Here is a 12719-nt window from a genome sequence, read left to right on the forward strand (position 1 = left end):
GCGGCGCTCCAGCTCGCGGCGTTCGGACAGGCGCGCGGCCACGGCGGCGGTCTCGGCGGCGAGGGCCGCCTCCGCCTGGGCGAGCGCGTCGTCCGCGCGCGCGAGGCGCTCCTGCGCCGCGGCTCGGGCCTCCGCGTCGCCGTCGTCGGAGGCGGGTCCGAGGCCGGCCTCGGCGTCGGCGAGGCGGGCGAGCGAAGCGCTCGCGTCCTCGGACAGCGTCCGTTCGCGCGCGAGGTCGCCGTCGAGCTGCGTCAGCCGCTGGGCGAGCTCCGCGAGGCGGGCGCGGGCGCGGGCCTCCTCGCCCTCAAGCGCCGCCGCCTCCTGCGTAAGGCGGCGCAACGCGGTCTCCGCGTCGCTAGCCGCAGTGCGGGCCGGCGGCAGCGCATGGGCCGCCACGGCCTCGGCGCGGGCCGCCTCGCCCTGCGCCCGCAGGGCGTCCGCGACGCCGGCCACGGCGGACGTTTCCAGCCGTTCGGCTTCCGCGACGCCAGCGGTCGCGACGTCATGCTCGGCGAGCAGCGCGAGGCCCTCGGCCGCGCGGATCTCGTCGGTCAGCGCGCGATAGCGCTGCGCACTCTTGGCCTGTCGGCGGAGCGCTTCGGCGCGGTGGTCGAGCTGGCCCAGCACGTCCTCGACGCGCACCAGGTTCGCCTCCGCGGCCTCGAGCTTCTGCTCCGCCTCGCGGCGGCGGGCGTAGAGGCCGGCGATGCCCGCGGCCTCCTCCAGGATGCGCCGCCGCTGGTCCGGCCGGGCGTTGATGATCTCGCCGACGCGGCCCTGGCCGACCAGCGCCGGGGAGCGCGCGCCGGAGGAGGCGTCGGCGAACAGCAACTGCACGTCGCGGGCGCGCACTTCGCGTCCGTTGATGCGGTAGGTCGAGCCGAGCCCGCGCGCGATCTTGCGGCTGACTTCGATCACGTCGGAGGCGTTGAACGGGTCCGGCGCGGTGCGCGCCGAGTTGTCGAGGGTGAGCGTGACTTCGGCGTGGTTGCGGGCCGGCCGGCCGCCGGAGCCCGCGAAGATCACGTCCTCCATGCCCGAGGCGCGCAGCGACTTGAACGAGCTTTCGCCCATCACCCAGCGCATGGCTTCGACGAGGTTGGACTTGCCGCAGCCGTTGGGGCCGACGATGCCGGTGAGCCCCGGCTCGATCGGGGCTTCGGTCGTCTCCACGAAGGTCTTGAAGCCCGCGACCTTGAGCTTGGCGAAGTTCATGGGCGCGAGCCGACGCGCGTCAGGCCGCGGTCACCGAAGCGCCGCCGCCGGAACGACAGCGCGCGCGAATTCAGCAGGCCCGACGCGTCAGGCCTTGAGCAGCGGCTGCAGGATCTTCTCCAGGTCCTCAAACCCGATCGCCCCGCGCTGGATCTTGCCGTTGATGAAGAAGGTCGGCGTGGAGTTCACGCCGAACTTCTCCGCGCCGCGCGCACGCACGGCGTTGATCCCGTCCAGCATCTCCTGATTCGTCAAGCAGGCCTCAAAGGTCTCCTGTGTGAATCCGAACTGCTTGGCCATCGTCTGCAGGCCGGCGACCGGGTCGGTGGCGTAGGCCCAGTCCCTCTGGCGGGCGAACAGCGCGTCGATCACCGCGAAGTATTTGTCGTCGCCAGCGCAGCGGGCGATCATGAAGCCGGCGGCGGCGATCGGATCGAGCGGGAACTCGCGCAGGATGAACCGGACCTTGCCCGTGTCGATGTATTTTTCCTTCAGCTTCGGGAAGGTCGTCGCGGCGAATTGAGCGCAATGCCCGCAGGTCATCGAGGCGTATTCGATGATCGTGACGGGGGCGTCGTCCTTGCCCTCGACCTTGTCGCCCAGCGGGCCGGCCATGGCGAGGTCCTCGGCCGACGGCGCCTGGGCGGCGGCTTCGGACACGAGGCCGAACGGCGTACGGGACAGCGCCCCGGCGGCGGCGGCGCTCAGCGCGAGCGCGGCGGCGGTCTCGAGAAAGCGGCGGCGGGTGAGCGTCACGGGGGCGTCCTCAACAGTCTGCGGTGGCCAGGCGAACGCGCGGCGGCGCGCAGCGTCGTGGCTTCCCATTCTATTCGCAAGCGGAATGTGGCGGCAGCATGCCCGGCCTTCGTCGGAGGCGCTCACGCCCCCGTGATTCGCCGACGCGCAAGCACCGCCCGGCCGAGCCGTTCGAGCGCCGCCGCAAGCTCGGGCTCGGCGACGGGAGCGACCGCCGCTTCGACCTTCGCGCTCTCGGCCGGCGTGGCGGCGGGCAGCGCGGGCGGAGGCGTGCGGCGCGACAGCCGGAAGCCGGCGATCGGCCCCTGGCGGAACTTGAGCTGGCCGACGCAGCGCCAGCCGAGATGGGCGTTCACGCGCTCGAGGATTTCCGCCGCCCGGTGCTGGACCTCGAGCGCGAAGGCCCCCTCGACGCGCAGGTGAAGAACAGAGGTCGGCGGCGGCGCGTCCGGGTCGGTCGCCGCGCCGCGCGGCGGCGCCGCGAGCTTCTGTGGAATCGCGAAGGCCGCGATCTCCCGTCCCACGATTGTCTCCCATCGCGCCATGATCTCCGCGCCCGCGAAGCCCTGGCGTGCGGCGGCCGGTCCCAAGGCGCCGGGCAACAGATCGGACAGCGCCAGGGCGCGGCGGCGGGGCGGTTGCATGGGTGGCGGCGCTCTGTAGGTTGGGCGCCGACTGACGCCCCCCGTTACGAAATCAGAGAGTACCGTTTGGCGACCGCCGCCGAAACCCCGACCGCGCCCGATCCCTCGGCCTTGCTTGCCTGGTACGACCGTCATCGGCGCCGCCTGCCGTGGCGCGCGGAGGCGGGCGAGCGGGTGGACCCGTACCGGGTGTGGCTGTCCGAGATCATGCTGCAGCAGACGACGGTGAAGGCGGCCGGCCCCTATTTCCTGCGCTTCCTCCAGCATTTCCCGGACGTCGCGGCGCTGGCCGTCGCGCCGCTCGACGAGGTGCTCAAGCTCTGGGCCGGCCTCGGCTACTACTCCCGCGCCCGCAACCTGCACGCCTGCGCCCAGGCGGTGATGGAGCGCCACGGCGGCGCCTTTCCCTCCTCCGAGGCCGCGCTGCTGGCGCTGCCCGGCGTCGGGCCCTACACGGCCGCGGCCATCGCCGCGATCGCCTTCGACCGGCCGGCGGTGGTGGTGGACGGCAACGTCGAACGCGTGGTCTCGCGCCTGTTCGCGGTGGAGGCCGCGATGCCCGGCGCCAAACCGCGGCTGAAAGCTCTGACCGCCACGATCGCCCCCGCCGAGCGGCCCGGCGACTTCGCGCAGGCGACGATGGATCTCGGCGCCACCATCTGCACGCCGCGCAAGCCAGCCTGCCCGCTCTGCCCGTGGGACGATGCGTGCCTCGCTCGCGCACGGGGCGACCAGGAGACCTTTCCGCGCAAGGCCGCGAAGGCCGACCGGCCGACCCGGCGCGGCGTGGCCTATTGGGTGGAGCGGCCGGACGGCGCGGCGCTGGTGCGCTCGCGCCCGCCGAAAGGCCTGCTCGGCGGCATGACCGAACCGCCGACGGGAGTCTGGAGCGAGACCGTCGATCTCGCCGCGCCGGTGGCGAGGCTCGCCCAGGAGGCGCCGCTCCCCGCCGACTGGCGCCGGCTACCCGGCGTCGTCACCCATGTCTTCAGCCATTTCGCGCTCGACCTCGCGGTGCTCGCCGCCGTCGTGCCGCAGGCGACGCCGGCGCCTGCCGGCGCGCGTTGGGTCGCGCGGCGCGACCTCGACTGCGAGGCGCTCCCCTCTGTGTTCCGCAAGGTGGTGGCGCACGCCCGCGCTGACGCGGCTCCGGCCCGATCGAAGTCCATAGCCCGATGACCGCAGTTGCCGTCCCAACCGCCGATCGCCGGCGGCTCGCCTTCGCGCGCGCCGCGATCGCCGCCGCTTTCTTCGTGGCCGGCGCCGCGATGGGCGTGTGGGCGGCGCACATCCCCCTGCTCAAGGCCGGCCTCGACGTCGACGACGCGGCGCTGGGGTTCGTGCTGCTGGCGATGGGGATCGGCGCGGTGTGCGCGATGCCGCCCACCGGGCTGCTGCTCCACCGCTTCGGCGCCGTGGCGATGACCATCGCCTCTGGCTTCTCGCTCGCGACCGCCTTGGCGCTCGCGCCGCTCGCGCCCAGCTATCCCGCCCTGGTCGCCGCGGCCGCCTTCATCGGGCTCTCGATGGGCGCCATCGACGTGTCCATGAACGCCCAGGCGGCGGCGATAGAGACCGCGTGGGGACGGCCGATCATGTCGTCGATCCACGCCTTCTTCTCGATCGGCGGACTGGCGGGCGCGACCGCCTCGGGCGGCCTGATAGCGCTCGACCTCGGCGCCGTCGCCGGCATGGGGCTCTCGGCGCTTGCGCTCGGGGCGGTGGTCGCGCTCGCCGCAACCCGTCTCGCGATCGCGGCGCATGGCGCGCCGGACGAGCCGCACGGCCTCCGTTTGCCGCGCGGCGTGGTGCTCGGCCTCGGGCTGCTGACGCTCGCGGCCTTCCTCTCCGAAGGCGCCATGATCGACTGGAGCGCGGTGTTCATGATCCAGGCGACCGGGGCGACGCCTGCGCTCGCGGCGGTCGGCTATGCCGCCTTCTCGGCCGCCATGACCTTCGGCCGGCTGACCGGGGACGCCTTCGTCGCCCGGCTCGGGCCGCTGCGCGCGGTGCAGGTTTCAGGAGCGGTCGCCGCGGCGGGGCTCGCGATCGTGGTCGCGGCGCCGACGCCGGCTGTGGCGATCGCGGGCTTCGTGGTGGCGGGGCTGGGCTTCGCGAACGTGGTGCCGGTGCTGTTCTCGGCCTCGACGCGGCTTCCCGGCGTCGCGCCGGGCGCCGCGCTGTCGATGGTCGCCACCATGGCCTATGGCGGCGGGCTGATGGGCCCGCCGCTCATCGGCTTCCTCGCGCATGGCGTCGGCCTGCGCTGGGCGCTGCTGCCGCTGGTGTTCGCGGCGCTCGCGATCGCGGCGTTCGTGCGCCGCGCCGCGAAGCTCTCGCCTTAGAGGCCTTCGGCGCGCACCGCGTCGCGGAAGGCGTCGATCGAGGTCAGCGCGTCGCCGGCCTCCACATGCCAGAAGCTCCAGCCGTTGCAGGCCTCGGCGCCCTGGGCCAGCGCGCCGATGCGGTGAATCGAGCCGATGACGGTGCCGAAGGCCAGCGTTCCGTCCGCGCGCACCGTGGCCTCGTAGCGACGGCGGGCGTCGACGACCTTGGCGCCGGGGCGCACCAGCCCGCGCTCGACCAGCGTGGCGAAGGCGACGCGCGGGGCCTCGCGCTTCGCCGGCGCGGCGGAGATCGCCTCCGCGGTCTCGGGCGTCACCGCGTCGATCCGCGCGCGGGCGGCCGCGGCGTAGTCGCGGTCGCGCTCCACGCCGATGAAGTGGCGTCCCAGCCGCTTCGCCACCGCGCCGGTGGTGCCGGAGCCGAAGAACGGGTCGAGCACGACGTCGCCGGGCTTTGACGACGACAGCAGCACGCGCGCCAGCAGCGCCTCGGGCTTCTGCGTCGGATGGACCTTCTTGCCGTCCTCACCCTTCAGGCGCTCTCCGCCGGAGCAGATCGGGATCAGCCAGTCCGAGCGCGGCTGCAGGTCTTCGTTGCCGGCCTTCAGCGCCTCGTAATTGAAGGTGTAGCCCTTGGCGTCCGCGCTCTTGGCCGCCCAGATCAGCGTCTCGTGGGCGTTGGTGAAGCGGCGGCCGCGGAAGTTCGGCATCGGGTTGGTCTTCCGCCACACCACGTCGTTCAGCACCCAGTAGCCGAGGTCCTGCAGCACCGCGCCGACGCGGAAGATGTTGTGGTAGCTGCCGATCACCCACATCGTGCCGGTGGGCTTCAGCACGCGGCGCACCGCCATCAACCAGGCGCGGGTGAAGGCGTCGTAGGCCTGGAAGCTCTCGAACTGGTCCCAGGCGTCGTCGACCGCGTCGACGAGGCTCTGGTCCGGCCGGCGCAGATCGCCCTGAAGCTGCAGGTTGTAGGGCGGGTCGGCGAAGATCAGGTCCACGGACGCCGACGGCAGCTTCTCGAGCTCCGCGACGCAGTCGCCGATCAGGATGGTGTCGAGGGGGAGCGCCGGAGCGTCGTGCCGCGCGGGGGCGCGGTTGAGCCGAAGAGCCATGAGATCCGATCCGTTCGTTTACGCGACTGTCGGACGGATTCTCGGTTCGGTAACGTAAAGAGCGCCTCAAGAAACGGGGTGAACGGAGGGTTAACGTTCAGCCGGCGGCTTGGGCGAGGAGCGCCGAGACCGGCGCGAAGCCCCGCCGATGGTGCGCGCAGGGGCCGAGCAGGCTCAGCGCGGCGAGATGCTCCGGCGTGCCGTAGCCCATGTGGTGCTCGAAGCCGTAGCCCGGCACGCACTCGCCGAGCCGCACCATCATCCGGTCGCGCACGACCTTCGCGACGATCGACGCCGCGGCGATCGACAGCACGGTGGCGTCGCCGCCGATCACGGCCTCGCCGCGGCATCCGAGACCCGGCGGCACGTCGCGCCCGTCGATCAGCGCCAGCGCCGGGCGGGACTGGAGCCCCGCGACCGCGCGGGCCATCGCCCAGAGCGTCGCGCCGCGGATGTTGAGCCGTTCGATGCGCTCGGTCGAGGCGGCGACGAAGGCGACGTCGGCGCTCGCCATGATCTCGGCGAACAGCGCCTCGCGTTTGACTGCGGTCAAAGCCTTGGAGTCGGCAAGGCCCGCGGGAATGCGCTTGGGGTCGAGCGCGACGGCGGCCGCCACTACGGGGCCCGCGAGCGGCCCGCGGCCGGCTTCGTCCACGCCGGCGACAGGGCCGAGACCCGACGCGCGCGCAGCCCTCTCGCGGGCGAAGGTCGCGACCAGCTTGAGGACAGGCGCGCGTTTGGCGTCGGGTCGGGCGGCGGGCATGCCGGCACTGTCGCGCGATTCGGGGCCGGTCCGCGAGACCGATCAGTCCGGGGCGCGGACGCGGCCGACCGCGTCAACGACGAAGCCGGGGTTGTGCGCGAGCTCCCAGAGATGGCCGTCGAGGTCGGCGACGTAGCCGGAGTATCCGCCCCAGAACGTCTTCTCGGGCGCCTTCACCATCAGCCCGCCGGCGGCGACCACGCGCACCGTCGCCTTGTCGACGTCCGTTTCCGAATTGAGGTTCCAGGCCAACGTGACGCCGGAAAAGCCGGAGCCTTCGGCAGGGACCTGGGCGTCGGCGGCCAGAGCCTCCCGGCCGTAGATCGAGAGCACCGGCCCGTCGGTGTTGAAGAAGGTGACGTTGTTCGTGCTGGCCGACGACGCGACGAGGCCGAGCGCTTCGTAGAAGGCGGTCGAGCGCGCGACGTCCGCGACGCCGAGGGTGACGAGGGACAGACGCAGGGGAATCGGCATGGAGCGGCCTCGTCATACGCAACGCCGCATCTAACGCTGTCCGAAGGCGCCGCCGTCAACACCCAAGCGGCTCAAGGCCTGGTCAGAACAGCGAAAGCTGCACGCCGCCGTCTTTCGCGGTACGCGCCGGCGGGGTGAACAGATCGGTCCGCAGCCGCAGGTGTCGGCGATCGAGGCCAAGCCGTCGCGCGGCCAGTTCGAACCGCCGGCCGATCGTCCAGGCCACGACGCCTTCGCCGGTCTGCCGCACGCCCCAGCCGGAATCGTAGAGCTTTCCGCCGCGGGTTTCGCGCACCAGCGACAGGATGCGGCGCATTTTGGCCGGGTGGTGCTCGACCAGCCACTCCTGCACCAGATCCTTGATCTCGTTCGGCAGTCGGAGAAGAACGTAGCCGGCTTCGCAGGCGCCGGCCTGTTTGGCCGCCTCCAGCAGCCGCTCGATCTCATGGTCGTTCAGCGAGGGGATGATCGGCGCGGTGAGCACCGTCGTCGGCACGCCGGCGCGCGTCAGCGCCGCCACCGCCTCGAGCCGCTTCGAGGGCGTCGGGGCTCGGGGCTCCATCTGCCGCGCGAGCGTAGCGTCGAGGGTGGTGATGGACAGCGCGACCTTGGCGAGGCCCTGCTCCGCCATCCGCGAGAGGATGTCGAGGTCGCGCAGCACCAGCGTCGACTTGGTGACGATGCCCACGGGATGCCGCGTCTCCTCCAGCACCTCGAGGATCTGTCGCGTCAGCCGGTGCGTCCGTTCGATCGGCTGGTAGGGGTCGGTGTTGGTGCCGAGCGCGATGGTGCGCGGCTTGTAGCCGGGCGCCGCAAGCTCCCTCCGCAGCGCCTCGGCGATGTTCGGCTTGGCGGTGAGCTTGGACTCGAAGTCCAGCCCCGCGGACAGCCCGAGATAGGCGTGCGTCGGCCGCGCGAAGCAGTAGACGCAGCCGTGCTCGCAGCCGCGGTAGGGGTTGACCGACCGATCGAAGGCGATGTCCGGCGACTGGTTGCGCGTGATGGCCGTGCGCGCCGTCTCCAGCGTCACCTCGGTCCGAAACGGCGGCAGCTCCTCGAGGCTGTCCCAGCCGTCGTCTCCGGCGACCCGCGCATAGGGCTCGAACCGGCCGCTGGCGTTGGTGACCGCGCCGCGCCCCCTGCGCCGTGCGAGGTCAACCGGAGCGCCGGGCGGCGCTGCGGTGGGGGGAGGTGGAAGGGTGTGGGCGCGGGCTGGCTGCGACATGCCACGAAGCTAATCCGCGATCTCGAACAAAACAAGAACGATGTCGCGGGATCGCGGTCAATTTGTACGCGCGGCGCTGCAAAAAGGAGACGGACGCGGGAGGAAACCCGTGCTAACGCTTGGGGCTATGCTCAGCGTGGTCATTCCGACACGAAACGACGAAGCCGTTCTGGTCGCGACGCTTGCGGCGTTGGTGCCGGGCGCGGCGGAAGGCGTCGTCCGCGACGTGACGGTCGCCGACGGCGGTTCGACGGACTCGACGCTCGAGATCGCGGATCTCGCCGGCTGCAACGTGATCGGCGGTTTCGCCGATCGCGCCGGCCGCCTGGACGCCGCGGCCCGCCGGGCGAAGTCTCCGTGGATCCTGTTTCTCGAGCCCGGCTCGGTGCTGGACGAGGGCTGGTTCCGGGAGGTCCGCAGCCTGGTCGAAACGCTCGAACGCCGCGGCGAGACCGCCTCACGCGCCGCGGTCTTCAGCTTCGGGCTCGACCAGTTCGGCGCCGGCGCGCGCGCCTCGGAGACTTTGGTGCGGATCGGCGAGGCGTTGACCGGGTTGCCGCGGCCGGAGCAGGGGCTGCTGATCCATCGCGCGCTCTATGAGAAGCTCGGCGGCTTCCGGTCGCTTCCCGCCATGGCGGAGGCCGACCTCATCCGCCGGATCGGCCGCAGCAAGGTGATGCGGCTGCGCGCCCGCGCGCTGACGCCGACGCTGAAGAAGCGGTTTGCGGGCCCACGGGCCGCGCTCGGCGCCGGCCTGCTGATGCTGCGCGTGCCGCCCCGGCTGGTGTCGCGGCTCTACGGCTGAAGATTAACCTTCGTGCGCCCTAGAGCGCGTTCCCATCCGTAGAAAATTGCTGACGCTATGGTTGCGCAGAAAAACGCTAATGCGGTTCGATCGAGGACGGCGCGCGACTTGATGACGCTCGTCAGTCCGTAACCATCCGGCGATAGCACGTATTCGCACGCGGCCCACATCGCGACAGCGATGAAGGGCGCCGCCGCGGACCACACTGCGGGTCTCCGGCGGATGCTCGGCAGGAAGACGGCGAACGTGACGAGGGCAGCGAGCACGACAGGCAACGATGCGATCAATGCGATGACGATAAAGTAAGGAGCGAACCCAAGGCCGAAAGAGCTCCAACCGGCGACACCGCCGCCGAGGCTTACGCCGAGCAGGGCGGAGATCAAGACCCGGAGAGGCTGATCAAAGCGCGATCCACGTCCGGCGGTTCGCAGCAAATGCGCGTGTTCTCTGTTCATCCCGCCGCCTTCAGCTTCCCGCGCTTGAGGTGCTCGTCGAGCCGCGGAAGGATCTCCACGAAATTGCAAGGGCGGTGGCGGTAGTCGAGCTGCGCCTTCAGCACGCCGTCCCAGGCGTCGCGGCAGGCGCCGCCCGAGCCCGGCAGCACGAACACGAATGTCTTGCCGGCGACGCCCGCGGTCGCGCGCGACTGCAGCGTCGAGGTCCCGATCGTCCCGTTGGAATAGGCGTGGAACAGGTTCGAAAACCCGTCCATGCGCTTCTCGAACAGCGGCTCCAGCGCGTCCGGGCTCACGTCGCGGCCGGTGAAGCCGGTGCCGCCCGTCGTCAGCACCACGTCGGTGGCGGGGTCCGCGACGAAGGCGCAGACCGCAGCCCTTAGCGCCTCGCGCTCGTCGCGCACGATCTTCCGGCCCGAGACGCGGTGTCCGGCGTCCGTTACGCGGGCCGCCAGCGTCGCGCCCGAGGTGTCGTCGGCCTCCGAGCGGGTGTCGGAGACGGTCACGATCGCGACGCCGAGCGGCACGAAGGGACGGGCGTCGTCGATGCGGGACATGGGGCGGGAAACCTCTGTCGGTGCGGTCGGGCCATCTTAGGGCGGAATTCGCCGGCCGGAAGCGGAGCGCGCAAGGACCGCCACGGCGGCTACCCTGCGCTCGTCGATTGATCACGATCTCGATTGGCTGAGGGCGTGTTTTTGAATTGGTCCCGGCGCCCACGCAGGGGCCATGGTGCGGCTGCGCGCGAGAAGCGGACATTTCATGTCGATACAGTCATCCGAAGCGGCCGTCGTCGCGGCCTCCGCGGCTCCGGCCGCCCCGCCGGTCGTCGCCGCGCCGACCATGAGCCGCACCGAATGGGGCCTGCTCATCGTGCTCTCTACGTTGTGGGGCGGCGCGTTCTTTCTGAGCAAGGTGGCGCTGGCGGAGGTCACGCCGCTCGCGCTTGTCGCCGCCCGAGTCAGCGTCGCCGCCGCGGCGCTCTGGGCCGTGGTGATTGCGAAGGGCCTCGCCGTTCCGCGCGAGCGAGCCCTGTGGCGGGACTATCTCGTGCTCGCTCTGATCAACAACGTCGCCCCGTTCTGTCTGCTCGCCTACGGCCAGCAGGGGCTTCCGAGCGGGCTCGCCGCGATCCTCAACGCGTCCACGCCGCTCTGGACGGTGTTGCTCGCCCATGTGACGACCATGGACGAGCGCGCGACCGGCGGCCGCCTCGTGGGCGTCGCCGTCGGCATGGTCGGGGTCGCCGTCATCATCGGCCCGCGGGCCCTCGAGGGCGTCAGCAACGCGCTAGCGCCGGCGCTCTGCGTCGTCGGCGCGGCGATGTGCTACGCCGCCGCGATCATCTACGCCCGAAAGTTCCGCGGCCGGCCGCCGCTGATCACCGCCGCCTCCCAGCTTGGCCTGTCGAGCGTCATCATGGTCGCGGCGTTGCTGGCGTTCGAGGGCGCGCCGGCGCTTCCTTCCCCGCATGTCACGGCGTCGCTCGTGGTCTTCGGCCTGTTCTCGACGGCGCTCGGCTTCGTCATCTACTTCCGCATTCTGGCCGGAGCGGGCTCCACCAACGCCGCGCTCGTGACCTTCCTGGTGCCGGTGAGCGCCATCCTGCTCGGCGCGCTCGTCCTCGGCGAGCGGCTCGACGCGCGGGAGTTCCTGGGCATGGGCGCGATCGCCCTCGGCCTCGCCGCGATCGACGGGCGGCCCTGGCGGGCGTTGAAGCGAGGCGTCGCGAGCTGAGCGGCTCCGGCGCCCGTCCATCCGGCTTGAGCGCGGGGCCCCTTGCGCCCATCTTGGGAGGCGTCGCGTCCCAGCCGGCTTTCACATGACCCGCGCCGCTTCCCCGTTCCCCGCCGACGGCGCCGCCTGATGGGCGCTCGCCTCGCGACGGCCGTGGACTGGACGGCGCGGCTGTCCCGCGTTGGGCTCTGCCTCTCGGTCGCGGCCGTCGCGATCGGGACCGCGCGGGACTTCGGCTTCGCCGTGCCGCTCGACGTCGCGATCGAACGGACGCTCGCCGACGTCGCGCCGCGGGATCGTCTCGAACGTCAGGCTCGCGCCGCGCTCGACGCCGAGGACGTCGCGCTCGCGCGCGGTTACGTGGAGCTCGCCGCGGAACTCAACCGGCCGCTTTCGGGCGAAACGCTCGCCCGGCTCGCCGCCGCGGAGACGCCCGGCGCGTCCGCCTGGCGCTCGACCCGCGGCTTCGCGCAAGGGTTCGTGACGGGGGCCGCGGCCGGCCCCGCGGCGCTCGCCGGCGCCGTCGCCTCCGACCTGACGGTGATCGGCGACGTCCGCGACCTGATCGGGGAGGGCGCCAAGATCGCCCGCGGCGAGGAGCACAGCGACCTGATGATCGCGCTCGCAGCCGCCGGCGTCGGATTGACGGCTGCGACGGTCGCGAGCGGCGGCGCCGCGGCCCCCGCCAAGGTCGGCGTCTCGATCCTGAAGGCGGCCCGCCGCGCCGGCACCCTGACCGCAGACTTCGCCGCCCACCTCACCCGCACCTTGAGCCGCGCGGCGGACGCCCGGCGCGTGGACGCCGCCGGCTTGCGCGGCGTGCGGGCGGGGGAGGGCGCGGCGACGCCGGCGCTGCGCGCCTTCGGCGGAATGGCCGGGGAGCTGCGCGCGGCGAGCGCCGTGGCGGGCCCGGCGGAGACCGTGCGACTGATGAAGTTCGTGCGCTCCGGCGACGACCTCGCCGATCTCGCGCCTTTCGCCCGGCGGTTCGGCGTCAAGGCCCGCGCGGTGGCGGAGCTCACCGGCCGCGCCTCGCTCCGCGGCTTCCGCACCACGATCCGCCTCGGGGAGATGATCCTCGCGCATCTCTGGGCCGCGCTGCTTTGGTTCGGCGGCCTGCTCGCGGGAGCGGTGTCGAACCTGTCGTTCCGCGCCGTGCGTTTCGCCGCCGCGCGCGTCTGATCC

General features: G+C 72.3%; 14 protein-coding genes. 5 read left to right on the forward strand and 9 right to left on the reverse strand.

From position 1 onward, the window contains the following. The 3 genes from METY_RS04230 to METY_RS04240 form a co-directional block, all read right to left on the reverse strand. Positions 1-1215 (reverse strand): AAA family ATPase (locus METY_RS04230; protein ID WP_160147302.1); only part of this gene is annotated, 1215 nt, incomplete at its 3' end. Between the two features lie 87 nt (positions 1216-1302). Beyond that, the gene (locus METY_RS04235; RefSeq protein ID WP_103120434.1) at positions 1303-1971 is read right to left on the reverse strand and encodes a DsbA family protein; all 669 of its coding nucleotides are present in this window, start codon (positions 1969-1971) and stop codon (positions 1303-1305) included. A gap of 122 nt (positions 1972-2093) precedes the next feature. Beyond that, positions 2094-2615, reverse strand: a complete 522-nt coding sequence (locus METY_RS04240) for a DUF721 domain-containing protein (RefSeq protein WP_103120151.1) — start codon at positions 2613-2615, stop codon at positions 2094-2096. Positions 2616-2681: 66 nt separating this feature from the next. Between METY_RS04240 and mutY the strand changes: the two genes are divergently transcribed. Beyond that, positions 2682-3794, forward strand: a complete 1113-nt coding sequence (gene mutY, locus METY_RS04245) for an A/G-specific adenine glycosylase (protein WP_103120152.1) — start codon at positions 2682-2684, stop codon at positions 3792-3794. Then, positions 3791-4960 carry an MFS transporter gene (locus METY_RS04250; RefSeq protein ID WP_103120153.1) on the forward strand — a complete coding sequence of 390 codons (1170 nt, stop codon included), beginning with the start codon at positions 3791-3793 and terminating at the stop codon, positions 4958-4960. The genes mutY and METY_RS04250 overlap by 4 nt, the downstream gene beginning before the upstream one ends. Here the strand turns inward: METY_RS04250 and METY_RS04255 are convergent. The 4 genes from METY_RS04255 to METY_RS04270 form a co-directional block, all read right to left on the reverse strand. Continuing rightward, complete coding sequence (locus METY_RS04255; RefSeq protein ID WP_103120154.1) at positions 4957-6075, reverse strand: site-specific DNA-methyltransferase; 1119 nt, start codon at positions 6073-6075, stop codon at positions 4957-4959. The genes METY_RS04250 and METY_RS04255 overlap by 4 nt on opposite strands. Before the next feature lie 97 nt (positions 6076-6172). Further along, a complete protein-coding gene (locus tag METY_RS04260) occupies positions 6173-6838 on the reverse strand; it encodes a ribonuclease HII (RefSeq protein ID WP_103120155.1) in 666 nt (221 codons plus the stop codon). 42 nt (positions 6839-6880) lie between these two features. Continuing rightward, positions 6881-7312 carry a VOC family protein gene (locus METY_RS04265; RefSeq protein WP_103120156.1) on the reverse strand — a complete coding sequence of 144 codons (432 nt, stop codon included), beginning with the start codon at positions 7310-7312 and terminating at the stop codon, positions 6881-6883. 82 nt (positions 7313-7394) lie between these two features. Beyond that, on the reverse strand, positions 7395-8537 hold the full coding sequence (locus tag METY_RS04270; RefSeq protein ID WP_146035653.1) for a PA0069 family radical SAM protein: 1143 nt from the start codon (positions 8535-8537) through the stop codon (positions 7395-7397). 127 nt (positions 8538-8664) lie between these two features. On the opposite strand from METY_RS04270, the gene METY_RS04275 reads away from it, so the two are divergent. Next, positions 8665-9342 (forward strand): glycosyltransferase, encoded by a 678-nt coding sequence (locus METY_RS04275; protein ID WP_103120157.1) that lies wholly within the window; start codon positions 8665-8667, stop codon positions 9340-9342. Here METY_RS04275 and METY_RS04280 read toward each other — a convergent pair. Next, positions 9333-9797 (reverse strand): hypothetical protein, encoded by a 465-nt coding sequence (locus METY_RS04280; RefSeq protein ID WP_103120158.1) that lies wholly within the window; start codon positions 9795-9797, stop codon positions 9333-9335. The two genes, METY_RS04275 and METY_RS04280, sit on opposite strands and share 10 nt — an antisense overlap. Next, positions 9794-10354, reverse strand: coding sequence for a molybdenum cofactor biosynthesis protein B (gene moaB, locus METY_RS04285; RefSeq protein WP_103120159.1), 561 nt, complete (start codon positions 10352-10354; stop codon positions 9794-9796). Before moaB ends, METY_RS04280 begins: the two co-directional genes overlap by 4 nt. A gap of 205 nt (positions 10355-10559) precedes the next feature. On the opposite strand from moaB, the gene METY_RS04290 reads away from it, so the two are divergent. Then, positions 10560-11534, forward strand: coding sequence for a DMT family transporter (locus tag METY_RS04290; RefSeq protein WP_103120436.1), 975 nt, complete (start codon positions 10560-10562; stop codon positions 11532-11534). 129 nt (positions 11535-11663) lie between these two features. Next, a complete protein-coding gene (locus tag METY_RS04295; protein WP_103120160.1) occupies positions 11664-12716 on the forward strand; it encodes a hypothetical protein in 1053 nt (350 codons plus the stop codon). The last annotated feature ends 3 nt before the right edge of the window (positions 12717-12719 follow it).

This window comes from Methylopila sp. Yamaguchi, assembly GCF_002897035.1.
GTDB lineage: Bacteria > Pseudomonadota > Alphaproteobacteria > Rhizobiales > Methylopilaceae > Methylopila.

Coding starts and splice junctions, on each gene's coding strand:
- METY_RS04295 (WP_103120160.1), top strand. CDS start 11,664: ATGGGCGCTCGCCTCGCGACGGCCGTGGACTGGACGGCGCGGCTGTCC.
- METY_RS04255 (WP_103120154.1), bottom strand. CDS start 6,075: ATGGCTCTTCGGCTCAACCGCGCCCCCGCGCGGCACGACGCTCCGGCG.
- METY_RS04240 (WP_103120151.1), bottom strand. CDS start 2,615: ATGCAACCGCCCCGCCGCCGCGCCCTGGCGCTGTCCGATCTGTTGCCC.
- METY_RS04265 (WP_103120156.1), bottom strand. CDS start 7,312: ATGCCGATTCCCCTGCGTCTGTCCCTCGTCACCCTCGGCGTCGCGGAC.
- METY_RS04290 (WP_103120436.1), top strand. CDS start 10,560: ATGTCGATACAGTCATCCGAAGCGGCCGTCGTCGCGGCCTCCGCGGCT.
- METY_RS04260 (WP_103120155.1), bottom strand. CDS start 6,838: ATGCCCGCCGCCCGACCCGACGCCAAACGCGCGCCTGTCCTCAAGCTG.
- METY_RS04250 (WP_103120153.1), top strand. CDS start 3,791: ATGACCGCAGTTGCCGTCCCAACCGCCGATCGCCGGCGGCTCGCCTTC.
- METY_RS04275 (WP_103120157.1), top strand. CDS start 8,665: ATGCTCAGCGTGGTCATTCCGACACGAAACGACGAAGCCGTTCTGGTC.
- METY_RS04270 (WP_146035653.1), bottom strand. CDS start 8,537: ATGTCGCAGCCAGCCCGCGCCCACACCCTTCCACCTCCCCCCACCGCA.
- METY_RS04280 (WP_103120158.1), bottom strand. CDS start 9,797: ATGAACAGAGAACACGCGCATTTGCTGCGAACCGCCGGACGTGGATCG.
- moaB (WP_103120159.1), bottom strand. CDS start 10,354: ATGTCCCGCATCGACGACGCCCGTCCCTTCGTGCCGCTCGGCGTCGCG.